This is a genomic window from Kytococcus schroeteri, from assembly GCF_002847825.1.
Lineage (GTDB): Bacteria > Actinomycetota > Actinomycetes > Actinomycetales > Dermatophilaceae > Kytococcus > Kytococcus schroeteri.
In genome coordinates, this window is the sequence record NZ_PKIZ01000005.1 from 68,619 (window position 1) to 89,800 (window position 21,182).

The following is a 21,182-nucleotide window of genomic DNA, read 5'->3' on the forward strand; positions in this document are numbered from 1 at the left end:
CACGGGAAAGGTGCCGGCTGCACAGGAAATTTCCCGTGCGGCCAGCACCTTTCCCGTGCCCGGCGAGCCTTCCCGTGTGGGAAGCCGGACTAGCGGGGCGGATGCGGGCAGGGAGCCCGCCCGGCCGGTCAGGACTTCTTGCGGGTGCCTGCCTTCACGGTGCGGGTGGTGGTGGAGGCCGGCTTCTTGCGCGCGGTCGACTTCCCGGACGACTTGGACGCCGCCTTGCGCACCGGCTTCTTCTTCGGCCCCTCGGCACGCTTCTGCGCGAGCAGCTCGAAGGCCTGCAGCTCCGAGACGTCCTCCGGCCGCATGGAACGCGGCACGGTGACGTTCGTCTCGCCGTCGGTGATGTACGGCCCGAAGCGCCCGTCCTTGATGACGACCTTCTTGCCCGAGACCGGGTCCTCGGCGAACTCCGCGAGCGGCGGGTTGGCCGCCGAGCGCCCGCGCCGCTTGGGCTCGGCGTAGATCCTCAGCGCCTCCTCGAGGGTGACGGTGAAGATCTGCTCCTCGCTGGCCAGCGAGCGCGAGTCCGTGCCCTTCTTGAGGTACGGCCCGTAGCGCCCGTTCTGCGCGGTGATCTCCGTGCCCGTCTCCGGGTCGGCGCCCACCACGCGCGGCAGCGACAGGATCTTCAGCGCGTCCTCGATGGTCACGGTCCGCACGTCCATGCCCTGCAGCAGCGAGCCGGTGCGCGGCTTGACGACGTCCTTGCCCGTGCCGGTGGTCTTCTTGCCCTCGGCCTCGAACCGGGCGACGTCCTCGTCGGTGAAGACCTCCATGACGTAGGGCCCGTAGCGGCCCGTCTTGGCCACCACGTCGCGACCCGTCTCCGGGTCCTGCCCGAGCACCCGCCCGTCGGAGGCCGCCTCGGAGAGGTACTGCCGCGCCATCTCGGGCGTCAGCTCGTCCGGCGCGATGTCGTCGGGGATGCTCGCGCGCAGCGGCTTGGCCTCCTCGCCGTCGGCAGCGGATCCGGAGCCGGCCCGGGACACGACCTCGGCCCCCTCGGGCACCTCACCGGTGGCCGGGTCGGTGCCGGCCGGCGCGACCTCCTCGACGTACGGGCCGTAGCGGCCCACGCGCACGACGATGCCGTCACCGATCTCGATGGTGGACACACCCTTGGCGTCGATCTCCCCGAGGTCCTCGACAAGCGCCCGCAGCCCGGCCGCGTCGGTGGCCTCGTCGCCGAAGTAGAAGCGCTGGAGCCACGCCACCCGGTCCTCCTCGCCGGCGGCGATGCGGTCCAGCCCCTCCTCCATCGAGGCGGTGAAGTCGTAGTCCACCAGCGTCGGGAAGTGCTTCTCCAGCAGGGTGGTCACGGCGAACGCCAGCCAGGTGGGCACCAGCGCGCTGCCCTGCGTGCGCACGTAGCCGCGGTCCTGGATGGTGCCGACCGTCGCGGCGTAGGTGGACGGGCGGCCGATGCCCTTCTCCTCCAGCGCCTTCACCAGGGTGGCCTCGGTGTAGCGCGGCGGCGGAGAGGTCTCGTGGCCCAGCGCCTCCACGCGGGAGGCCTGCAGCGCCTGCCCGGCCGAGAGCTGCGGCAGGCGCGACTCCTTGCCCTTGCCCCCCTCGGCGGGGGTGGCGCCGTAGCGCTCGGCGTCGCGGCCCTCCTCGTAGGCCGCGAGGAAGCCCCGGAAGGTGATGACCGTGCCCGATGCGGTGAGCTCGGCGGCCCTCACGGCCTCGCCGCCCACCTGCACTCCGGCCAGCGGCGCGGCGATGCGCACGGTGGCCGTGGAGCCCTTGGCGTCGGCCATCTGCGAGGCGACCGTGCGCTTCCAGATGAGCTCGTACATGGCGTACTCGCTGCCGCGCAGCTCGCCGGCCACCTGGGCCGGGGTGCGGAAGGTGTCACCGGCCGGGCGGATGGCCTCGTGGGCCTCCTGCGCGCCCTTGGCCTTCTTGCCGTACACGCGCGGGGAGTCCGGCACGTACTCGGCACCGTACAGGTCGCGGGCCTGCTGGCGGGCGGCGGTGATGGCCGACTGCGACAGCGTGGTCGAGTCGGTACGCATGTAGGTGATGTAGCCGTTCTCGTACAGGCGCTGCGCCACGCGCATGGCGTCCTTGGAGCCCAGGCGCAGCTTGCGGCTGGCCTCCTGCTGCAGCGTGGAGGTGATGAACGGCGCCGCGGGCCTGCGGGTGTACGGCTTCTCGCTGACGTCGCTGACGCTCACGTCCGCGGCCTCGATGCCGGTGGCGACGGCCTCGGCATCGGCCTGCTGCAGGTGGGTCACCTGCGTGCCGGACTTGAGCTGCCCGGCATCGGTGAAGTCGCGGCCGGTGGCCACGCGGGTGCCGTCGAGGCTGGTGAGACGCGCGGTGAACTGGCGGTCGCCGGCGGGGGCGAGGTCGGCCTCGACGTCCCAGTAGGAGGCGATCTTGAAGGCCATGCGGGCGCGCTCGCGCTCCACCACCAGGCGGGTGGCCACGGACTGCACGCGACCGGCCGACAGGCCCTGCTTGACCTTGCGCCACAGCACCGGAGAGACCTCGTAGCCGTAGAGGCGGTCGAGGATGCGGCGAGACTCCTGGGCGTCGACCATGCGGTCATCCAGGTCGCGGGTGTTGTTCACCGCGGCCTGGATGGCTTCCTTGGTGATCTCGTGGAAGACCATGCGCTTCACGGGCACCTTGGGCTTGAGCGCCTGCAGCAGGTGCCAGGCGATGGCCTCGCCCTCCCGGTCCTCGTCGGTGGCGAGGTAGAGCTCGTCGGCCTCCTTGAGGGCCTTGCGCAGCTCGGTGACCTTCTTCTTCTTGTCCGGGTCGACCACGTAGAAGGGGTCGAAGCCGTTGTCCACGTCCACGGCGAACTTGCCGTAGGGGCCCTTCTTCATGTCCGCGGGGAGCTCGCTGGGCGTCGGCAGGTCGCGGATGTGACCGACACTGGCCTCCACGCGGTACTCGTCTCCCAGGTACTGGCCGATGGACTTGACCTTGGTGGGCGACTCGACGATGACGAGCTTGCTGCCCTTGGCTGCCGGGGACATGCGACTCCTTCTGCCGACCGGGCGTGCGCTGGAATCGTCAGCGCTCTGCGGCGCCGGGGTCGACGGCGGCCACCGTAGCCCACGACCGGGGGTAGTAGTGGCAGGCCCGGGACCGGCCCAGGGGCACCACGCGCGAGGGCCGGGACGCCTACGAGGTCGCCGCGTCGTCCCGCATTCAGCACCTGACCGCCAACACGTAGGCGATCATCTCGGCCGAGGTGGGCGACACCTCGCGGCGCAACGCCACGGAGATCGCACACAACACCACAGCGCTGGTGCAGGCCACCGACACCGAGGACGTCCCGGACGCCGCCGCCATCCTGCGGATGCACCGCACCCTGCTGCACGAGGTCGACCCGCGCGCCGGCCACTGGCGCACACGACCGGCTGCGGTCCGGAGATCCGGCCCAAACGGCGGACCTCCGGACTGAAGACGGTCATCTGTGGCCCCGGGCATCACCCCGCCCCCTCGGGCTGAGGTGACCACTCGACTGGACGCGGACGCCTGGTCGAACCCCACCACAGCCTTGCGCTCCCCCGTGTGACGTGTTTCACTCGCGAGACGCGGTTCACTCCAGAGGCATGAGAGGCATGAGAGGCATGAGAGGCATGCTCGCAGTTGCCATCGCTGCGGGCAGCGTGAGTGTGACACCGCCCCCCACCACCAATTCCGCCTCCGCCTACGAACACACAGGCTGTTCTTTTCGCACCGACTACCGCTGGCACGTGGATTCTGTGAGTTCGGCCGACGAGCAAGCATGGCGTTCGGCGCTCGTGGACGTGGCCTCCACCGACGTGGACTTCCAACCCGCCCGAGCAGGCATCGAGACGACGGTCAATCTCTATACAAAGAACTATGGGACCACCTCGTGGGACGGGTACGCGAAGTGGTTCAACTGCACCACCTCTGCGGTGGCCTACACGAACCGGGACCACACCCGGTCCTACTCGAACACCAAGAAGCAGGCCTTGGCGGCCCACGAGATCGGCCACACCGTCGGGCTCGATCACGAGACTGGGTGCGTCATCATGGTCGACAACACAGCAAAGCGCTCCGCCTGCGGCCTCGTGAAGCTCACCACCGACGACCGGAGGGGTATCAATGCGCTCTACTGACACACGTCCTTGGACGGCCGTCGCTGCTGCCACCGCCATCGCTCTGTCCCTGGCTGGGTGCAACGACGCACAGGAGTCCGGCGGCATGGCGGCCGAGACGTCCCCACCCGCCTCCAGTGGAGAGGGAAACGTCGCGGTCAGCAAGGTCGATTCCGCGGAGAGCCTCGCCGACCTGCTCACGGAGTCGGACGCCGTCGTGCAGGCCACGGTGACCTCCACCGAGGACCTGTCCGTCAACGGTGTCGACTTCGTCCGCGCCGAGATGAGGGTCCAGCGCAGCTCCGACCCCACCCTCCGGGGCACGACCATCCACGTGCGCCAAACGGACTTCGGCAATCCGGCCCCGGAGAACATGCCGCGCCTCATGGAGCGGGGCAAGCCCTACCTTCTGGCGCTGCAAGACTTCCAGGGCCCGCAGGAGGTTGATGACGAGTACGTGATCACCTTCGACGAGGGCATCTGGGATGTCGGATCCGGCGCCCCGAAGAACATCGCCACCCAGGACGGCGCCCCCATCCCGGAGCTCGACATCACCGAGAAACAGGCCCAGGAACTCACCGCCCCGGAGTGACCGCACCGCCGCCACAAGGGCACGCGGTCAGGTCGGGCACAGCCCTCTCAGGCGAGGACGAGCAGCCCGTCGGCCACCATGTCGCGGATCACCGGGGCCACCTGCTCGGTGAGCAGCCCGGCATCGGCGTCCGTGAGTACCGCGATGCCGGCGATGCCCTGCCGCAGCGTGAGGTCGCCGTCGCACACCCCCACCAGGCCGGCCACCTCGGAGGAGACCTGGAACGCCCGCCGTAGCCCGCTGCCCTGGCGGATGAGCACCACCTGCGGGTCCGGGTCGCCGGGGTGGGCGAAGTGGTGCTCCACGGTCACGTCCGGCGCGTACTGCCAGTGCGCGTCCAGCAGCTCGTCGCGCGTGTGCTCGGCCAGCCAGGTGCGGGCGCGCACGCCGGCCAGCACCACCTCCCCCATCGCCGGGCCGGTGGTGCCGCGCGCCTCGGTGAGGTCGATCCACGGCGCGCGGTCGGTCTCGGGCCGGTGCAGCACGATGACGCCGAACCCGATCTCCGCCGTGCCGCGGGCCGCGAAGTCCTCCAGCCACGCGGTGTACATCGCCTCGTACTCCTCCGTACCCGGCGTGTGGCCGCCGTCGCGGGCCCAGGTCTCGGCGTACTGGGCCGGGTCCTGCACCTCGCGCAGCACCACCCACGCATCCACACCTGCCGCCTCGAGCACAGGGCGCAGCCGGTCGCGCCAGCCCTGCCCCTCGCGCACCTCCCAGTTGCCCAGCATCGTGGCGATGCCGCCGGGCGCCAGGCGGTCCGCCACGTCACCGATCAACCCGGTGGTGATGCCGTCGCCCTCGCCGCCGCCGTCGCGGTACTCGTAGACCGGCACACCATCAGTACGCGGGGTGATGACGAACGGCGGGTTGCTCACCACCAGGTCGAACTGCTCGTCGGCCACGGGCTCGGTGAGCGACCCGAGGCGCAGGTCGAGATCCACCTCGTTGAGCGCGCAGGTGAACCGCGCGAACGCCAGGGCCCGTTCGGAGATGTCGGTGGCCACCACCTGCTCGGCATGGGGGCCCAGCAGCAGGGCCTGCACGCCGCAGCCGGTGCCCAGGTCCAGGGCGCGGCCCACCTGCGGACGGGGCGTCCACGCGGCCAGGGTGCCACTCGCGCCGCCGATGCCGAGCACGTGGTCGGTCGGCAGCGGGCCACCACCGGCGAGCATCTCGGGCAGGTCCGAGGCCACCCACCAGGCGTGGCGCTCGGTGGCGTGCGGGCGCAGGTCGATGGCGGGCAGCACCGCATCGCCCTCGGTGCACAGCACTCCCAGGGCGAGCGCCCCCTCCAGCCCCAGCGTGGGCAGGGCGAGGGCGGCCTCGTCGGCGCTGAGCGGCAGGCCCAGGCCGAGCAGGCGGGTGAGCAGGGCGACGGGCTCCCGGCGACCGCGCGTGGCGAGGTCGGCGGGCAGCGGCTGCTCGCGCTCCAGGGCGTCGCTGGCCACCTCGCCGAGGCACGCGCGGATTCCCTCGATGGTGTAGCCGGCCGCGGTCAGGTCGTCGCGGAGCCGGGCCACCAGCGGGCGCAGGTCCGTGCCGTCGTCGGCCACCAGGCGCGGCGGCGGGACGGGCTGGCGGGTGGGGCTGGAGACGGGGCCGGTCTGCGAGGTGCTCACGGCGTCATCGTGCCAGCCCGGCCGCCTGCCACCGCCTCGCTCAGGACGCCGTCGTCACGGCCAGGGCCCAGACGGTTCCCTCGGCGACCTGCACCGACACCGTTGGCCGACCCTCGAACTCCTGCCCGGAGATGCCGTACCCCGTGCGCGGTGCCGTGACCAGTTCGTCCGCGCACTGCATCGCCCCGACCTCCCGTCCACCGGAACGGAGCACCATCTGTCCCGTACCGACGCAGTCGATCTGCACCCCGTCCCCGTTCTCGAGACGGATCGTGCGTGGCCCTGCCCCGGAGAAGGACCGTCCGACCGACACCACGGACGAGGACTGCTCCGCATCCTCACGAACCAGGGCCTCGAGCTGGCGGGGGCGGACCTGCTCGCCCGGAGTCGTGGAGGGCGGCTGGCTGGTCCCCTCGGACGAACTTCGCCCAGGGGATCGGGCGCCAGCCGTCTCCGAGGGACGCTGCTCGGCCGAAGGTGGCACCTGGCTGGAGGTGGGTGCCTGACCCTGCTTCGCAGCCTCCGGGGAATCCCCCTGAGTACACGCAGCAGCCACGAGGAGAGCACTTGCCGCGAGACCGGCCGTCGCGACCCGCTTCACTTCCACGACCTGTTCACCCCCACCTCGTCACGCACCGGGCTGTGGGCCGTACCGGAGCCGGTGGTCCGCCACGTGCAGTCCCCGCCCTGGACCATGCGGCGCCAGGAGTACTTCTGCCCCCAGGACCCCCACTGCATCCAGCCGCCCCTCACGCCACGGGGCACAGTGTCGGACACCGAGAACGTGGTCTGGTTGACCATCTCGACAGCGATGTCGCTCCCATGGGACCGGTTGGCCTCGTAGGCCAGCACCTGGGCGTTGATACCGGCGCTCGAGCCGGACGATGTGCTGTGGCCCGTGGTGACGGCATCTCCCTTGTGCACGGTGATGGTGATCGTCTGCCCCAGCAGGCCCTTGACACGCTCTCCGGGGCCCGGCTTCCAGACCGGCCGAAAGTTGAAGGTGTCGACCTCATAGGTCGTGGGACAGCCCGTGGGCTTCTCATCGCTGGGCACGTGCGCAGCAGAGGCAGTGCCAGGCACCAAGCCCGCAACAAGCACAGCGGTGGCAGTAGTAACGCCGATGAAGGTCCTCATGGCATTCTCCTTCCCCCCCGGCCGGGGCCGGCGCCCTCGTGAAGCACGGGAGAGGATGTGCAAAGACCCTGCTCCCTCCTGCCACACCCGACAACCCCTTCAGGCGCATCTTGGGAAAGTTGTGACCAACGGCGGCATGCGACACCGCGCACGCTGGAACAGGATCCGGCGCCAGAGCATGATGAGTGCCATGCCCAGCGACGCCCCGCACACCGAGAACCCGTGACTGGCATGCCCGCCATCCGGCTCCACGGCGTCCCCGAGCAGCTGAGACAGACCCTCATCGCGAGGGCCACGACCCGGGGCCTATCCCTCAACGACTACCTCGTGGGTGAGTCGGGAAGGGTCTCCGAGCACCCTGCCCGGCAGGAGCTCCTGCGTCGCATCCGGGCACGCGGGACCCAACGCCTCCCTCCGGCAGCGGACCTCCTCGTCACCGAACGCCCACATCTGTGACGCCCGGCGTCGGGCTCACCGCACCGGACGTCGCCGTCCCCCCTGAGCCGGACGGCTCACTCCCACCAGCGCGCGGCCACCATGCCCGGCTCCCGCCCGGGCTCGATGTAGAACTCCGTGCCGAACCACGCCGCGAACGCCTCCTCGGGCAGCGCCAGCATGAACCCCACGTCGCTGGTCTGGCTGGCGTGGCACTCCAGCGCGGCGCGCTTCACCGGCAGCTGGTCGGTCACGTCGACCTCCCAGTGGATGAACGCCTCCGGCTCGCCGAACGGGTTGCCGTCGTCCGCCGGGGCGTCGGGGTCCATCGCCTCCAGCCCCAGCGCCTTGGCGCGCTCGGCACCGGCCCGCATGCGGTCGCGGTTCATGGTGCTCTCCAGCAGGCGCGGGCGGCGCTCGGCGGCGTCGGCCGCCAGGTGCGCCACCCGGTGGGCCTTCACGTGGTCGGGGTGGCCGTAGCCGCCGTGCCAGTCGTAGGTCACCAGCACGTCGGCGTCCTCCGCGTCGAGCACCGCGGCCAGCTTCAGGGCCGCTACGGCCGGGTCGGCGCTGTGGAAGGAGGTCTCGTGCGCGTTCTGCTCCCACCCGGTCATGCCCGAGTCGGTGTAGCCCAGCCAGTGCACGGCCTGCGCACCGGTCACCTCCGCGGACGCCTCGGCCTCGGCGCGGCGCCGGTCCACCACGGTCTCGCCGGGGGCCAGGTCGCCGGGGGCCACCCCGTGGTCGCCGTTGGTGCCGTAGACCACCACCACGCGGTGCCCGGCATCGGCCAGGAGGCGCATGGTGCCGGAGGTCTGGGAGGCCTCGTCGTCGGGGTGGGCGTGGAGGAAGACGACGGTCAGCGGGGCGCTCTGGCTCGATGCGGTCACACGCCCCATGGTCCCACGGGACACCTCACGCACCGGCCCGCGCGGCGACTCCCTCCAGCGCGCGGGCCAGCACGTCGCGCTGCACGGCGGCGTCCACCTCGCCCGGCACCAGAAAGCCGGCAATCGTGAGGCCGTCGACCACCGCGTGCACGCCCGGCACCTCCACCTCGGCGGTGGCGGGCAGGGCGGTGTCAGGGTCGGGCGGGGCGGGCAGGTCGAGCACGTCGGCCAGGGCCAGGCGCACCATCCACCGCTCGCCGCGCCAGGCGTCGGTGGCCGCCGGCGCCAACCGCTCGTCGGTGCGCCCGCCCGCCACGAACTCCAGGTAGGTGGCCACCTCCCGGCGCCGCTCGTCGTCCAGCGGGAGCAGCTGCTCGAGGGTGGCCCGCGCGCGCTCGGGCCCGGGCCTCTGCTCGGCACGCAGCTGCACCACCCGTGCGCCGATGCGGTCGCCCATCTCGGCCATGACGAACGCCAGCAGCTCGTGCTGGGCGGAGAAGTAGTGCCGCACCGCGCCGGGCGACCAGCCCACCTCCGCGGCGACGGCGCGCACCGAGGCGGCGTGCAGCCCCTCGCGGGCGACCAGCGCGTACACGGCGTCGGCCAGGGCGGCGCGGCGGGCGGCGTGGTCGGCGAGGCGGGGCATGGCCCCATCGTGCCACGGAAACAACACAGGTGTGTTGACAACGCCACGGACCCCACCCCAGACTGCATGGCAACACACCTGTACTTCCAAGGAGTGATGATGGACGCCGGCAGCCACCTGGCCCTCGCTGGGCTCGCCCTGCTCGACAGCACCAGCTTCGGCACCCTCGTGCTGCCCGTGATCGCCCTGCTCGCCCACCCCCGCGCCGGCGGCCGCGTCGTGGCCCACCTGGCAGTGATGGCCGTCTTCTACTGGCTGCTCGGCGTGGCCCTCCTGCTCGGCGGCCAGCAGGCCCTCGCGAGCCTCGGCGGCTGGCCCGACTGGACCCGGCACCCCGCCACGTGGGTGGCCGGCGGCATCGCCCTGGTGGGCCTCAGCTACGTGCTCGACGGCACCGTCGCCCTCCCGGGCCCGTGGGCCGAGCGCGCCCGCCGCAGCAAGGAGTGGATGCGCCACGCCCTCGGACCCGATGCCGGGGCGCGCACCGTCGCGGGGATCGCCCTGGCCGCCGGGCTCGTGGAGGCCGCCTCGATGCTGCCCTACCTGGGCGCCCTCGGGATGCTGCTCGGCTCGGACCTTCCCACCGTCGGCCGACTGGGAACCCTTGCCGCCTACTGCCTGGTGATGGTGGCACCCGGCCTGCTGCTGGTGGCGGCGCGCACGGCCCTCGGTCGCCGGGCCGACGGCCCGCTCGGGCGCATCGGCAGCTGGCTCGACCGCCGGGCCGGCACCGAGATGGCCTGGGTGGTGGGCATCATCGGCGTGGTGCTGGCCCTCAATGGGGCCGCGCACCTCATGGCCTGAGGCCGCGGGTCACCAGCCACCCCGAGCGACCGGCCGCGTGCGTGGACCCGTGGCGGGGTGCCTCACCGATCCAGGTCAGTGGGGTACGGCCGGTCGGCCACGAAGGTCTTGAGCACCAGGGTCGAGGTGAGGCGCTGCACCCCGGGCAGCGAGGAGAGCACGTCGTCCTGCAGGCGCGCGTAGGCGTCGAGGTCCTCGGTGCGGACCCGCAGCAGGTAGTCGGGGTCACCGAAGAGACGTTGGGCCTGCAGGACGTTGGGCATCTGCTCGACCTCCGCCTCGAAGGCCAGCAGCGTGGCCCGGTCCTCCTGCCCCATGGTGACGAAGACCAGGGCCTCGAAGCCGAGACCGAGCGCCCGCGGATCCACGGTCGCCCGGTACCCGGTGATGGCCCCGGACGCCTCCAGGTCCTTCAGCCGACGGTGCGTCGGGGAGACCGTGAGCCCCACCCGCTGGCCGAGCTCCGTGACGGTCAGGCGACCGTCCTGCTGGAGTTCGGCAAGGATCTTGCGGTCAAGGGCGTCCATGGTGGGTGATCCTTCCACTACACACGCCGACCCAGGTCATTGCGGGCAGCACATTCCGGGTGTTTTTCCCTACTCTCCCCCTCCACTGGAGGGCACCGGAGGAGGACACTCGTGGACATCGGACTGCTGCTCGGCTTCGCGGCCATCACGTCGACCCTCATCGCGGTGCCCGGCCCGGACTGGGCGTACGTCCTCAGCGCCTCGCTGCGGGACCGCGTGGTGGCCCCCGCCGTGGGCGGCCTCGCGCTCGGCTACGTGCTGATCACCGCCGTCGTGGCCGTGGGGGTGGGCCCCCTCCTCGCCGAGGCGCCGGTGGTCCTGCTCGCCCTCACCGTCGGCGGCGCCGGGTACCTCGTCGTGCTCGGCGCCCGCACTCTGCGCAGCACGACGGGCCCCGCAGGACCGGAGGGGCAGGTGATGGCCACCGGCCCCCTCGGTTACATCTCGCGCGGCATGGCCGTGAGCGGCCTCAACCCCAAGGCCATGCTGCTGTTCCTGTCGATCCTCCCCCAGTTCACCAACCCGGCACAGTCCTGGTCGCTCCCCGCACAGCTGGCCGCCCTGGGCCTGGTGCACGTGGTCATCAGCGGGGTGTTCTACCTCGCCCTCGGCTCGGCCGCGGGGCGCGTGCTGGGTTCCCGCCCCGGTGCCGCCCAGGCCACCACCCGGTTGGCCGGGATCGCCATGATCGCCCTGGGCATCGGTCTGCTCGGCGAGCGCCTCCTGGAGGCCGTCCGCGCCGGGGGCGTCGTCGTCTGAGGCGGCCGGTCCCCCCTCAGCGGCGCGAGCTCAGCGCCTGTCGGGCGAGCTGCAGGACGACCAACCCGCCGGCCACCACGATGAGGACCTTGGGCCCCAGGGCGAACCCACCCTCGTCGCTGAAGACCGGCACGCGCCCGCTGGAGACGAAGAGGACCCACCCGGCGAAGAGCACCACCGGGATGAGGGCCCCCAGCCGGGAGAGCCCGCCACGGCGACGCGGCGCCACGGCCTCCGGCTCGGTCGACAGGCCCGAGGTGACCGTCATCGGCTGCGCGGAGCCGACGGATGCCGCCTCCTGGGCGCCCTGGCCACCGGCCACCTCCTCCGGCCACGCGCCGGCCACGCCCGCCACCTGCAGCACGTCGTTGAGCTCGCCGGCGATGCGCTCCAGGTCCTGGCGCACCTCGGCCCGGGAGTCCAGGTCCAGGTCGAACAGGTCGCGCTGCAGGTCCAGCGCCAGGAAGAGCTGGCCGTCCACCGCCCGGAGGGCGAGGTCACCCTGGTGGCGGTGGGCCAGAGCCGCCAGGTGCTGCTGCACCGTGGGTGTGAGCAGGTAGTAGGCCTGCTGGGGGTCGGTGGCCTCCACACGGAACCAGTCGGAGAACGCGGGGTTCTCCATCACCAGGCCCCGGCCCCCGAGGAGGCGACTGCCCCCGGTGAAGCCCGCCCGCGAGTGCGGTGAGACCCGCACCTCGCCGCGGACCGCGCGGGCCAGCGGCAGCCAGGCCACGAGACCCCGGAAGATCTGCACGGTCTCGCGGTCCTCCCCCGACCCCTGCTGCTCGGTGATGCGGTACTCGCACACGGCGAGCGACCTGCCGGCCACCACGCCGGTGACCGACTCGCCGCAGTGCACGGAGTCGCCGGTGTCCACGATGCCGGCGTCGCGGAGCAGCCGCTCGTCGGCCGCCCCGAGCTGGAGGTGGCCCCCGGTGGTGCCGTGGAGGCGGTCCACCTCGCGCGCCCAGGAGGACAGCACCGGCTGCACCAGCTCGGCATCGGCCCGCTCACGGAACGGCCGTGCCCGGCGGGACCGGACCGCGTTGAACAGGAACGCCGCACCCACCAGGGCCACCACGGCCGCGATGAAGAGGGGCACCGAGGTGCTCATGGGCACCACGCCGAGTATCCCCAGCAGGTGCACCACGATCACCGGGACCATCACCAGGGGCAGCCACCGCTTGACCAGCGCGGTCGACCGGCCGAGGCGGTCACGCTCCTCCCGGAAGGCCTCGGGGTCCACCCCGGCGGTGTCGACGACGGTGGCGGGGTCGGGTTGGCGCACGGTGCTCCTCCCTCAGGTGGGTCGGTGGGTGGGTCAGGAGAGCGACGCGGGCCGGGCCCGGCCCGCGTCCCCACCGGTCAGGTCGGCCAGGCCTGAGAGGTCCACGTCGGCACGCTCGGTCTCGCTCGCGCGGAACATCGGCTCGGTGCCGAAGCCGAACACGGCCGCCACGAGGTTGGACGGGAACATCTCGCGCCGGTCGTCCAGGCGCGCCACCGCGGCGTTGTAGCTGCGGCGGGCGGCGCTGAGCTGCTCCTCGGTGTAGGCAGCCGACTTCTGCAGCTCCACGAACGAGGCGTTGGCGCGGAACTCCGGGTACGCCTCGGCGGTGACGTTCACCGCCGACTGGGCGCGGTCCATGGCCCGGTCGGCCTCCTCCAGCTGCGGCACCGACATCTGCTCGACCGGCTGGGCGCGGCGCATCTCGAGCACGCGCTCCTGGAAGGCGGTCTCGGCCTGCACCGCGGCGGGCACCACCTGCATCTGCTTGGTGAGCAGGTCGTGGCGCTGGGTCAGGGCCACCTCGATGCCGTGCCTGGCCTGGCGCATGGCGTTGCGGGCCCGCACGAGGGCGTTGTAGAGCACCACCACGGCGATGACCACCAGCAGCAGCAACAACAGCAGCACGATCCAGATCCCGAGGTCCATCTCTCTCCCGTCCGTCGGGCCCGCGTGGCCCGGCCTCGGACGGCGACGCTAACCGAGCGACCCGGCCGCCGGCGTGGCCCCGTGGTCGGGGCCACCCCCTGCCACGGACGCACGCACGCCGCCCACCAGAGCCCGGACCTCCTGCGTGAGAATGGCCCCATGCCCGCTGACGCCACCGCCCCCGTGGAGGGCGGGCCCGCGCCGGACCCGGCGGACTGGGTGCGGCTGCTCACCGCCGGTGGACTGGCCGACCGGCTGGTGCACACCGAGACCCGTCCCGCCCGCGATGCGGTGACCGCACCCCTGCCGGAGTGGCTCAACCCGCAGGTCGAGGCGGCGCTGCGAGGTGCCGGCATCGAGCAGCTGTGGAGCCACCAGGCCGAGTTCGCCGAGCACGCCCACGCCGGACGCCACGCCGTGGTGGCCACCGGCACCGCATCGGGCAAGTCGCTGGCCTACCTGCTGCCGGTGCTCTCGGCGCTGGCCGACGGCTCCCACCACGTGACCGGCCGCGGCGCCAACGCCCTCTACCTGGCCCCCACCAAGGCCCTGGCCCAGGACCAGCTGGCCGCCGTGGAGGCGTGGATGGTGCCCGGTGTGCGCCCCGCGGTGGTGGACGGCGACACCCCGCCCGACGCCCGCACCTGGGCCCGCCAGCACGCCACCTACGTACTGAGCAATCCCGACCTGCTGCACCACTCGCTGCTGCCCGGCCACGAGCGGTGGCGGGCCTTCCTGCGCCGCCTGCGCTACGTGGTGGTGGACGAGTGCCACACCCACCGCGGTGTGCCGGGCGCCCACGTGGCCCTCGTGCTGCGCCGGTTGCTGCGCATCGCCCGGCGCTACGGCGCCGAACCCACGGTGCTGCTCGCCTCGGCCACCGTGGCCGACCCGGCCGAGCACGCCAGCCGCCTGCTCGACGCGCCGGTGCAGTCCGTCACCGAGGACGGCTCCCCGCGCGGCCCCATGACCTACGCCCTGTGGGACCCCCAGCCCGATGCGGCCGACGGCGGCGAGCGCCCGTCCACCCTCACCGAGGCCGCGCGCACGACGGCACGCCTCGTGGCCGGGGGGCGCCAGGTGCTCACGTTCACCACCTCGCGCGTCGGTGCCGAGGTGGCCGCCCGGGCCGTCGCGGACCAGCTCGGGTTCGCCGGAGCCGGTCACCTCGGTGACGCCGTGGCGGCCTACCGCGGCGGGTACCTGCCCGAGGAGCGCCGCGGCATCGAACGGCGCCTGCGCGAGGGTGGGCTGCGGGCCGTGGCCGCGACCACCGCCCTGGAGCTGGGCATCGACGTCTCCGGCCTCGACGCCGTGGTGATGGCCGGGTGGCCGGGGCGGCGGGCGAGCTTCTGGCAGCAGGCCGGCCGGGCGGGGCGCTCCGGGCAGCCGGCGCTGGCCGTGCTGGTGGCCGGCGACAACCCGCTGGACGGCTACCTGGTGCACCACCCGGAGGCGATCTTCGACAGCGGCGTGGAGGCCACGGTGGTGGACCCCACCAACCCACGGGTGCTGGCCGAGCACCTGGCCTGCGCCGCGGCGGAGATCCCGTTGACCGAGGCCGACTCCCTGTGGTTCGGGCCGGGCACGACCACGGTGCGCGAGTCGTTGGTGCGCGCCGGCATGCTGCGGCAGCGGCCGACCGGCTGGTACTGGGCGGGGTCGCAGCGCCCGCACGACCTGGTGGACCTGCGCGGCATGGCCGGCACGCTGCAGCTGGTGGAGGGGCGCACCGGGCGGGTGCTGGGCACCATCGACGCGGGGCGGGCGGACTCCACGGTGCACACCGGCGCGGTCTACCTGCACGCCGGTGTGACGCACGTGGTGACCGACCTGGACCTCGAGGAGGGCGTGGCCACGGTGGCCGTCGGCGACCCGGGGTGGACCACCCGGGCGGTCACCGAGGAGGCCTTCGACGTCACCGCCGTGCGCGACGAGGCCCCCGCCGAGGGGGTCACCTGGTGCGTGGGCGACGTCCTGGTGCGCACCCGGGTGACGGCCTTCCGCCGGATGCTGCCCAGCGGTGAGGTGCTCGGGCAGCATCCGCTGGACCTGCCCGAGCGCACGATGCCGACCCGCTCGGTGTGGTTCACCCTCGCCCCCGAGGTACTCGAGGCGGCGGGCGTGGACGACCTGGAGCTGGCCGGCGCCCTGCATGCCACGGAGCACGCCCTCATCGGAATGCTGGGCCTGGTGGCCACCTGCGACCGGTGGGACGTCGGCGGGGTCTCCACCGTGCTGCACTCGGACACGGGCCTGCCCACGGTGATGGTGCACGACGCGCACCCGGGTGGGGCCGGCTTCGCCGACCGGGGCTTCGCGGCGCGCCGTCCGTGGGTGGAGGCCACGCTGGCCGCGGTGGAGGGCTGCCCCTGCGAGGCCGGGTGCCCGGGGTGCGTGCAGTCACCCAAGTGCGGCAACAACAACGAGCCGCTGTCCAAGGCCGGGGCGGTGGCGGTGCTGCGACTCCTCACCGGGCAGTGGTCGGCGCAGTAGCCTGAGCGCGCACCGTCCCCCACCCTCCTCGAAGGCGGCTCCATGCTCCTCATCGGCCTGCTGATCCTGCTCGTCGCCGTGCTGTTCATCCTCTACGTGGTGACCGGCGCGGACGGCTCCACCACGCTGGAGGCGTTCAACGTCAGCACCACGATGCCGGCGCTCACCCTGTTCCTCAGCGGCATGGTCTCGCTCCTGGCCATCGGCCTGGGCCTGTGGCTCATGACGGCCGGGGCCCGCCGGAACGCGCGCCGCCGCAAGGAGCACAAGGTGTTGGAGCGCGACGCCCGCGAGGCACGCACCCTCCGCGAGAAGGGCACGACCCGCCGCGAGGACGTGGACGGCCGCACAGTCCGGGACGACCTGCGCGAGCGGGGTGCCGACGACCTCCGCGACCACCGCGCCCCCGAGACCGAGGTGCCCTACGGGGAGTACCAGGAGGATCGCCCGCTGCGCTCCGGCGAGCGCCTGGACGGCGGGGACACGACCTCCCCGCGCCGCGACGCCTGAGCCCCACCACCGCAGCCCTGCGCCGTGGGCGCCCCCAGCCAGGGGGCGCCCACGGCGCGTTCCCAGCCTCACCGTCCCCGGGGAGGGGTCGGCGGGAGGGGTGGTGGTGACGGGGCGGGCGGACGCCCCCGACGCTTCCGGGGCCCGTCCTGCGGACGGGGGCCGGCGGTGGCCGTGACCGTGGCCGCCCCGAAGGGCGTCCCGGAGTCCACCCGCACCACGACGGTGACGTCGAAGTCCTTCACCCGACAGCCCACCAGCTGGGCCCCGTTGCGCGTGGCCACCTCGGCGGCGGCCACGCACGGGGGCACCGGCAGCAGGGCCGTGGGCGAGGTGGCCCCCGAGCCCGCGAGGGCCGCCAGGTCGGCGGCCGTGCGGGCCCGGGAGGCCGCCCTCCACGTCTGCCCGGCGGTGACCCCCGCGGCCAGCAGGGCGAGCACCGCCACACCGACCAGCAGGGCCACCATCGAGCCCGAGCCCCGTTCGCCGTCCCGCCACCACCGGGTGGCGGTCCAGCGCCGGCGACCCGGCGAGCCGGTCCTGCGGCCCGCCGGGGTGGGTGTGCTCATCGCACACCCGGTTCCATGAGCGCGGTGGCCGAGGACTCCGGGTGGAGCCCGGGGAACCACTCGGCCGGACCGCGTGCCCGGGCCTTGACCGTGACGGTGACCGACCTGCCGGTGCGCCGCTGGTGCACCGTGGCCCCCTGGGGGGCGAGGCGCTCCACCTGGTGCCGCACCTCGATGCGGGAGTCGCCACGGGACGCGGCCCGGGCACCCACCCGGGCCGCGTCCGTGACCTGCAGCAGGTCCACCACCAGCACCATCGCGGTCAACGCCATGCCCAGCACCAGCACCACCACCGGCATGGCCATGGCCAGCTCCACCGAGGTGAAGCCTCCCTCGCCGTCACGGGGGCGACCCGCGCCCACCGGGCGGAGACCTCGACGGTGCCGGGTCATCACTTGAAGGCGTCGAAGGCGGCCTTGATGACCTCCCCCATGAGCGTGGGCACCAGGTCCTTCATCATGTTCATGCCCAGCAGCACCACGGCGGCGATGACGAAGATGCCGATGGCGTACTCGGCCACCGCCATGCCCTTCTCGTTCGCGGCGCGCATGCCCTCGATGCGGGGCTGGACGAAGCGCTGGATCTTGTTCTGCATGGGACTTCCCTTTCTGTTGTGGACCCACCCCTGTGGTGGGCCCCCCTTTCCACCGGGTCAGGCCTGACCCAGGGTCTGTGTCGCCATCGCCACCACCAGCGGCACCACCGCGATGAGGACGAAGGCAGGCATGAAGACGGTGCCCAGTGGGACCACCAGGAGCACCGGGAGACGGGCCGCAGCCCGCTCGAGGGCAGCAGCGCGGTCGCGGCGGAGGTCCACCGCGGCCCGGCGCACCGTGTCGGCCGGTGGGGCGCCCGCCAGGTGCGCGAGCGTGAGCGCCTGCGCGACCGGGGTCCACGGCGCCGGGAGGCCCTCCCAGGCAAGGGCGCCCGTGACACCCCACCGCCGCGCGGCCACCACCTGCCGCAGCTGGCCGGCGAGCGGTTCGCGGACCTCGTCGGCCACCACCTCCAGGGCGTCGGTGACGGCGCACCCGGAGTCCAGGGCCAGCGCGAGCATGTCGAGCACCGCGGCCAGGTCGTCGACGTCGGCCACCGGCTCCTCCCGCCGGGCGGGCAGAAGGCCGAACAGCCGCCGACCGCTGCGTTCCCGACGCCGCCCGCCCTCGCCACCGTCCGCGGCGGGAGACGTCGGCCACCAGAGGGCCACCGCGCTCGCGGACAGCAGGGCGACGAGCAGCACCGCGGGGTTCACCGGACCACCTGCCCACGCAGGGCGCGGCGCACCAGCCGACGCGAGACGGCCCACCCGACCACCAGCAGCACCACTCCCAGCACCGCGCTGGCCAGGCCGAGCGGCTGCTCGAGGTACAGCTCCCGGGGCGACCAGCCGAGCACCGAGGAGCCGGCCAGGCCCACCAGGGGCAGCAGCGAGAGCATGTACATGGAGGCCATCGCGCCCGAGGCCGCCGCCTGCGCCGTCTGCCGGCTCTCCCGGCTGCGCCGCACCGTGTCGGCTGCCGTGGCCACCGCCGGGGCGAGGGCCGCACCGGACCGTTCCGAGAGCGCCCACGCGCTGGCCACGTGCCGCAGGGCCGGACTCTCGTGCTGCGTGGCCAGCTCCTTCCACGCCGGCCCCAGCTGCGAGCCCGCCGCAGCGGCACGGCGCACCGGGTCCAGCCAGGGCACCTGCGGCCCCGCGGAGGCGACGACCTCCAGCGCCGCGTGCGGGGGCAGGCCCGCCGAGAGCGCGCTGGACAGCCCGTCGAGCAGCCGGAGCACGGCGTCGTCGGTCACCCGCACCGTGCCGAACCGGGCCCGTGCCCGCCCGAGCAGTCCCCGCACCCCGGTGCCGGTGGCCGCCACCGGGTCCACCGCAAGCAGCCCACGCACCGAGGCCACCGTGGCCTGCTGCCGCGCGGCCCGCTCCCGGCGCCCAGCCAGATCGCTGAGGCCCAGGACCACCTCGTGGCGGGCCCGCACCGGCCACAGGACCCCGGCGCCCAGCACCAGCAACGCCACCAGCACCCCGGTCACGACGACCACCCCAGCAGGGCCTCGAGGCGCTCCCAGGCGGCCGCGGGCCGCAGCGCCCCGTCGCGGAAGTCCATCGCCGGCAGGCAGCGCACCCGGCCGTCGTCACCGGTCACGAGCACCCCCACCTGGGCCAGCACCCGCCGCTCGGGGAGCCGCCGCACGTGCAGCACGCAGTCCAGTGCGCTGCCCAGCTGGGCGTGCACCGCCTGCGGCGTCATGTCCGCCAGGGCGCCCAGGGCCTCGAAGCGCGCCACCACGTCCTCGATGGCGTTGGCGTGCACCGTGCCGCACCCACCCTCGTGCCCGGTGTTGAGCGCCGCGAGCAGCTCGCGCATCTCCGGACCGCGCACCTCACCCACCACCACCCGGTCGGGTCGCATGCGCAGGGACTGCTTGACCAGGTGCGTCATGTCGATGGCGCCGCGCCCCTCCACGTTGGCCGAGCGGGACTGCATGCGCACCACGTGCGGGTGCTGCACCGCCAGTTCCCGGACGTCCTCGACCACGAGGATGCGGTCGGCGGGGTCCACCAGGCTGAGCAGGGTGGCCAGCAGCGTCGTCTTGCCGCTGCCGGTCCCGCCGGAGACCACGAACGCCAGCCGTCGGGCCACGAGGTCGCGCACCACCCGGGCTCCGAGCTCGTCGAGCGTCCCCAGCCGCAGCATCTCCTCGACGCTGGGCACCACCTCCCGGGGAACACGCAACGAGAGGTGCGCCGCCCCGTCCACCAGCGGGGGCAGCACCGCGTGCAGCCGGATGCCCCCGGGCAGTAGCCCGTCCACGCATGGTGCGGTGTCGTCCAGGCGCCGCCCGGCCAGGCCGGCCAGGCGCACCGCCAGCTGGCGCAGGTCCTCGGCCGAGCCCATCGGTGTGGCGTCGCGCTCCAGGCCCCGGCCGCGGTCCACCCAGACCCCGTCAGTGCCGTTGACCAGTACGTCGGTCACCCCGGGCTCGGCCAGCACGGGCTCCAACGGCCCGGCCCCCAGCACGCTGCGGCCCAACCGCTGGGACCGCTCGCGCACTCCTCGGTCCCCCAGACGCAGCCGCTGCGCCCCGGCCACCTCACCGACGGTGCGCTCGCTGGGAGCCCGCCCGCGGGAGATCTGCTCACGGATGCTCGACGGAGCGCTCACGACACACCCTCCACCGCACCGAGCAGCAGGGTGTCGGCCGCCTCGCGCACCGGCCCGTCGAACGCCCCGACGGGCCGCCCCTCCCGCTCGCACCGCCCCACGGTCGGGTCGTCGGCCAGCACGCCCTGCACCGGCAGCCCCGTGAGGTCCTCCACCGCGGGCACCAAGGCCCCGCCGGGGCGGTCCGTGCCACGCACCAGCAGGGACGCGTCCCCGGGCAGGGCGCCCAGCGTGCCGCGCAGGGCCGGCGCGACGGCCACCGTGGTGGGGCTCGACCCCACGAGCACCCACACGCCGTGGCACCAGCTGGCCCACCCGAGGAACTCCCCGGACCCCACCGGCGGCAGGTCCACCAGCACGAGGTCAGCGACGCCGGCCACCGCCCGGCGCGCGTGGTGCACCACGTGGCGGGGCAGGTCGGTCCACACCCCGGACCCGATGCCGTCGCGCGCCAGCAGGGCCACGCCGTGCGCCCTGGGCAGGGCGCCCACGAGCTCCTCGCCGGGCAACGCCCCGTCGCTGCGCACCAGGTCGTCCCAGTGCAGGCCGGGCGCGGACTCCATGCCGAGGGCGATGGCCAGCGCCGTGCCCCAGCGGGAGGTGTCCACGGCCACGGTGCGCAGTCCCGCCGAGGCCGCCCGCAGGGCCACGGCCGCGGTGAGGGTGGAGACCCCCAGCCCGCCGGTGGCCCCGCCGATCCCGATCACGTGTGTCGTCATGGCCAGAACGATGCGGCCGCGCGGCACCCCCGCGCCGAGCCCTCGCCCCGACCCTGTGGACCAGCGCCCACACCCCTCCTCAGCACGCCCCCGAGTCTGTGGAGAACGAGAAGGGCCCCGGGCACGGCGAAGGCCCCAGCCGGGGGGGCAGCTGGGGCCTTCTGGCGCGCCATGCCCTGGGGGGGAAAGGCAGGTGCGCCGCGCGCTCAACCCGAAGGGAGCGCGTTGCAACCATGATGCACCCCGCTCGGGGCGAAATGCAAGACGGAACCGGAC

At 73.6% G+C, this 21,182-nt stretch carries 23 protein-coding genes; 7 read left to right on the plus strand and 16 right to left on the minus strand.

From position 1 onward, the window contains the following. Positions 1–128: 128 nt before the first annotated feature. Complete coding sequence (gene topA, locus CYJ76_RS03825) at positions 129–3,002, minus strand: type I DNA topoisomerase (RefSeq protein WP_101849292.1); 2,874 nt, start codon at positions 3,000–3,002, stop codon at positions 129–131. A gap of 218 nt (positions 3,003–3,220) precedes the next feature. On the opposite strand from topA, the gene CYJ76_RS12175 reads away from it, so the two are divergent. The 3 genes from CYJ76_RS12175 (at position 3,221) to CYJ76_RS03835 (ending at position 4,689) form a co-directional block, all read left to right on the plus strand. Next, entirely contained in the window at positions 3,221–3,433 is a 213-nt protein-coding gene (locus CYJ76_RS12175; RefSeq protein WP_141494751.1) for a hypothetical protein, read from the plus strand. Positions 3,434–3,611: 178 nt separating this feature from the next. Continuing rightward, positions 3,612–4,118, plus strand: coding sequence for a matrixin family metalloprotease (locus CYJ76_RS03830; RefSeq protein ID WP_238138140.1), 507 nt, complete (start codon positions 3,612–3,614; stop codon positions 4,116–4,118). 85 nt (positions 4,119–4,203) lie between these two features. After that, positions 4,204–4,689, plus strand: a complete 486-nt coding sequence (locus tag CYJ76_RS03835) for a hypothetical protein (RefSeq protein ID WP_070705475.1) — start codon at positions 4,204–4,206, stop codon at positions 4,687–4,689. Between the two features lie 47 nt (positions 4,690–4,736). Here the strand turns inward: CYJ76_RS03835 and CYJ76_RS03840 are convergent, their stop codons facing one another. The 5 genes from CYJ76_RS03840 to CYJ76_RS03865 all read right to left on the minus strand — a co-directional run bounded on the left by CYJ76_RS03840 (position 4,737) and on the right by CYJ76_RS03865 (position 9,419). Then, entirely contained in the window at positions 4,737–6,311 is a 1,575-nt protein-coding gene (locus tag CYJ76_RS03840) for a N5-glutamine methyltransferase family protein (RefSeq protein ID WP_101849294.1), read from the minus strand. A gap of 40 nt (positions 6,312–6,351) precedes the next feature. Continuing rightward, positions 6,352–6,558, minus strand: a complete 207-nt coding sequence (locus tag CYJ76_RS12180) for a hypothetical protein (RefSeq protein WP_141494748.1) — start codon at positions 6,556–6,558, stop codon at positions 6,352–6,354. A 350-nt stretch (positions 6,559–6,908) separates the two neighbouring features. Further along, positions 6,909–7,448: a hypothetical protein gene (locus CYJ76_RS03850; RefSeq protein WP_101849295.1), complete on the minus strand. Its 540-nt coding sequence runs from the start codon at positions 7,446–7,448 to the stop codon at positions 6,909–6,911. A gap of 512 nt (positions 7,449–7,960) precedes the next feature. Then, on the minus strand, positions 7,961–8,782 hold the full coding sequence (locus CYJ76_RS03860; RefSeq protein ID WP_101849328.1) for a PIG-L deacetylase family protein: 822 nt from the start codon (positions 8,780–8,782) through the stop codon (positions 7,961–7,963). A gap of 16 nt (positions 8,783–8,798) precedes the next feature. Beyond that, positions 8,799–9,419 carry a TetR/AcrR family transcriptional regulator gene (locus CYJ76_RS03865; RefSeq protein WP_101849296.1) on the minus strand — a complete coding sequence of 207 codons (621 nt, stop codon included), beginning with the start codon at positions 9,417–9,419 and terminating at the stop codon, positions 8,799–8,801. 66 nt (positions 9,420–9,485) lie between these two features. On the opposite strand from CYJ76_RS03865, the gene CYJ76_RS03870 reads away from it, so the two are divergent. Continuing rightward, positions 9,486–10,223, plus strand: a complete 738-nt coding sequence (locus CYJ76_RS03870; RefSeq protein WP_101849297.1) for a GAP family protein — start codon at positions 9,486–9,488, stop codon at positions 10,221–10,223. 62 nt (positions 10,224–10,285) lie between these two features. Here the strand turns inward: CYJ76_RS03870 and CYJ76_RS03875 are convergent, their stop codons facing one another. Beyond that, positions 10,286–10,750 (minus strand): Lrp/AsnC family transcriptional regulator, encoded by a 465-nt coding sequence (locus CYJ76_RS03875; protein WP_101849298.1) that lies wholly within the window; start codon positions 10,748–10,750, stop codon positions 10,286–10,288. A gap of 111 nt (positions 10,751–10,861) precedes the next feature. Between CYJ76_RS03875 and CYJ76_RS03880 the strand changes: the two genes are divergently transcribed. Further along, complete coding sequence (locus tag CYJ76_RS03880) at positions 10,862–11,509, plus strand: LysE family translocator (RefSeq protein WP_101849299.1); 648 nt, start codon at positions 10,862–10,864, stop codon at positions 11,507–11,509. Between the two features lie 16 nt (positions 11,510–11,525). On the opposite strand, the gene CYJ76_RS03885 is transcribed toward CYJ76_RS03880, so the two are convergent. Both CYJ76_RS03885 and CYJ76_RS03890 read right to left on the minus strand, forming a co-directional pair. Beyond that, complete coding sequence (locus CYJ76_RS03885; RefSeq protein ID WP_101849300.1) at positions 11,526–12,797, minus strand: DUF3137 domain-containing protein; 1,272 nt, start codon at positions 12,795–12,797, stop codon at positions 11,526–11,528. A 33-nt stretch (positions 12,798–12,830) separates the two neighbouring features. Next, entirely contained in the window at positions 12,831–13,445 is a 615-nt protein-coding gene (locus CYJ76_RS03890) for a LemA family protein (RefSeq protein ID WP_070704135.1), read from the minus strand. A 159-nt stretch (positions 13,446–13,604) separates the two neighbouring features. Between CYJ76_RS03890 and CYJ76_RS03895 the strand changes: the two genes are divergently transcribed. Beyond that, a complete protein-coding gene (locus tag CYJ76_RS03895; RefSeq protein ID WP_101849329.1) occupies positions 13,605–15,941 on the plus strand; it encodes a DEAD/DEAH box helicase in 2,337 nt (778 codons plus the stop codon). A gap of 42 nt (positions 15,942–15,983) precedes the next feature. Continuing rightward, complete coding sequence (locus CYJ76_RS03900) at positions 15,984–16,451, plus strand: hypothetical protein (protein WP_101849301.1); 468 nt, start codon at positions 15,984–15,986, stop codon at positions 16,449–16,451. 68 nt (positions 16,452–16,519) lie between these two features. On the opposite strand, the gene CYJ76_RS03905 is transcribed toward CYJ76_RS03900, so the two are convergent. Genes CYJ76_RS03905 through CYJ76_RS03935 form a run of 7 tightly spaced genes read right to left on the minus strand, consistent with a single transcriptional unit; the run spans position 16,520 to position 20,906 of the window. Beyond that, positions 16,520–17,020 (minus strand): Rv3654c family TadE-like protein, encoded by a 501-nt coding sequence (locus tag CYJ76_RS03905; RefSeq protein ID WP_101849302.1) that lies wholly within the window; start codon positions 17,018–17,020, stop codon positions 16,520–16,522. Continuing rightward, the gene (locus CYJ76_RS03910; protein WP_101849303.1) at positions 17,017–17,412 is read right to left on the minus strand and encodes a TadE family protein; all 396 of its coding nucleotides are present in this window, start codon (positions 17,410–17,412) and stop codon (positions 17,017–17,019) included. The genes CYJ76_RS03905 and CYJ76_RS03910 overlap by 4 nt, the downstream gene beginning before the upstream one ends. Further along, positions 17,412–17,615 carry a hypothetical protein gene (locus tag CYJ76_RS03915; RefSeq protein ID WP_070704396.1) on the minus strand — a complete coding sequence of 68 codons (204 nt, stop codon included), beginning with the start codon at positions 17,613–17,615 and terminating at the stop codon, positions 17,412–17,414. The genes CYJ76_RS03910 and CYJ76_RS03915 overlap by 1 nt, the downstream gene beginning before the upstream one ends. A gap of 57 nt (positions 17,616–17,672) precedes the next feature. Next, positions 17,673–18,272: a type II secretion system F family protein gene (locus tag CYJ76_RS03920; protein WP_101849304.1), complete on the minus strand. Its 600-nt coding sequence runs from the start codon at positions 18,270–18,272 to the stop codon at positions 17,673–17,675. Then, positions 18,269–19,054, minus strand: a complete 786-nt coding sequence (locus tag CYJ76_RS03925) for a type II secretion system F family protein (RefSeq protein ID WP_070705513.1) — start codon at positions 19,052–19,054, stop codon at positions 18,269–18,271. Before CYJ76_RS03925 ends, CYJ76_RS03920 begins: the two co-directional genes overlap by 4 nt. Continuing rightward, on the minus strand, positions 19,051–20,187 hold the full coding sequence (locus CYJ76_RS03930) for a TadA family conjugal transfer-associated ATPase (protein WP_070705514.1): 1,137 nt from the start codon (positions 20,185–20,187) through the stop codon (positions 19,051–19,053). The genes CYJ76_RS03925 and CYJ76_RS03930 overlap by 4 nt, the downstream gene beginning before the upstream one ends. Continuing rightward, on the minus strand, positions 20,184–20,906 hold the full coding sequence (locus CYJ76_RS03935; RefSeq protein ID WP_144043031.1) for a CpaE-like family protein: 723 nt from the start codon (positions 20,904–20,906) through the stop codon (positions 20,184–20,186). The genes CYJ76_RS03930 and CYJ76_RS03935 overlap by 4 nt, the downstream gene beginning before the upstream one ends. Positions 20,907–21,182: the final 276 nt, after the last annotated feature.

Coding starts and splice junctions, on each gene's coding strand:
- CYJ76_RS03910 (WP_101849303.1), bottom strand. CDS start 17,412: ATGACCCGGCACCGTCGAGGTCTCCGCCCGGTGGGCGCGGGTCGCCCC.
- CYJ76_RS03875 (WP_101849298.1), bottom strand. CDS start 10,750: ATGGACGCCCTTGACCGCAAGATCCTTGCCGAACTCCAGCAGGACGGT.
- CYJ76_RS03850 (WP_101849295.1), bottom strand. CDS start 7,448: ATGAGGACCTTCATCGGCGTTACTACTGCCACCGCTGTGCTTGTTGCG.
- CYJ76_RS03915 (WP_070704396.1), bottom strand. CDS start 17,615: ATGCAGAACAAGATCCAGCGCTTCGTCCAGCCCCGCATCGAGGGCATG.
- CYJ76_RS03865 (WP_101849296.1), bottom strand. CDS start 9,419: ATGCCCCGCCTCGCCGACCACGCCGCCCGCCGCGCCGCCCTGGCCGAC.
- CYJ76_RS03935 (WP_144043031.1), bottom strand. CDS start 20,906: ATGACGACACACGTGATCGGGATCGGCGGGGCCACCGGCGGGCTGGGG.
- CYJ76_RS03830 (WP_238138140.1), top strand. CDS start 3,612: ATGCTCGCAGTTGCCATCGCTGCGGGCAGCGTGAGTGTGACACCGCCC.
- CYJ76_RS03905 (WP_101849302.1), bottom strand. CDS start 17,020: ATGAGCACACCCACCCCGGCGGGCCGCAGGACCGGCTCGCCGGGTCGC.
- CYJ76_RS03835 (WP_070705475.1), top strand. CDS start 4,204: ATGGCGGCCGAGACGTCCCCACCCGCCTCCAGTGGAGAGGGAAACGTC.
- CYJ76_RS03860 (WP_101849328.1), bottom strand. CDS start 8,782: ATGGGGCGTGTGACCGCATCGAGCCAGAGCGCCCCGCTGACCGTCGTC.
- CYJ76_RS03895 (WP_101849329.1), top strand. CDS start 13,605: ATGCCCGCTGACGCCACCGCCCCCGTGGAGGGCGGGCCCGCGCCGGAC.
- CYJ76_RS03870 (WP_101849297.1), top strand. CDS start 9,486: ATGGCAACACACCTGTACTTCCAAGGAGTGATGATGGACGCCGGCAGC.
- topA (WP_101849292.1), bottom strand. CDS start 3,002: ATGTCCCCGGCAGCCAAGGGCAGCAAGCTCGTCATCGTCGAGTCGCCC.
- CYJ76_RS03900 (WP_101849301.1), top strand. CDS start 15,984: ATGCTCCTCATCGGCCTGCTGATCCTGCTCGTCGCCGTGCTGTTCATC.
- CYJ76_RS03890 (WP_070704135.1), bottom strand. CDS start 13,445: ATGGACCTCGGGATCTGGATCGTGCTGCTGTTGTTGCTGCTGCTGGTG.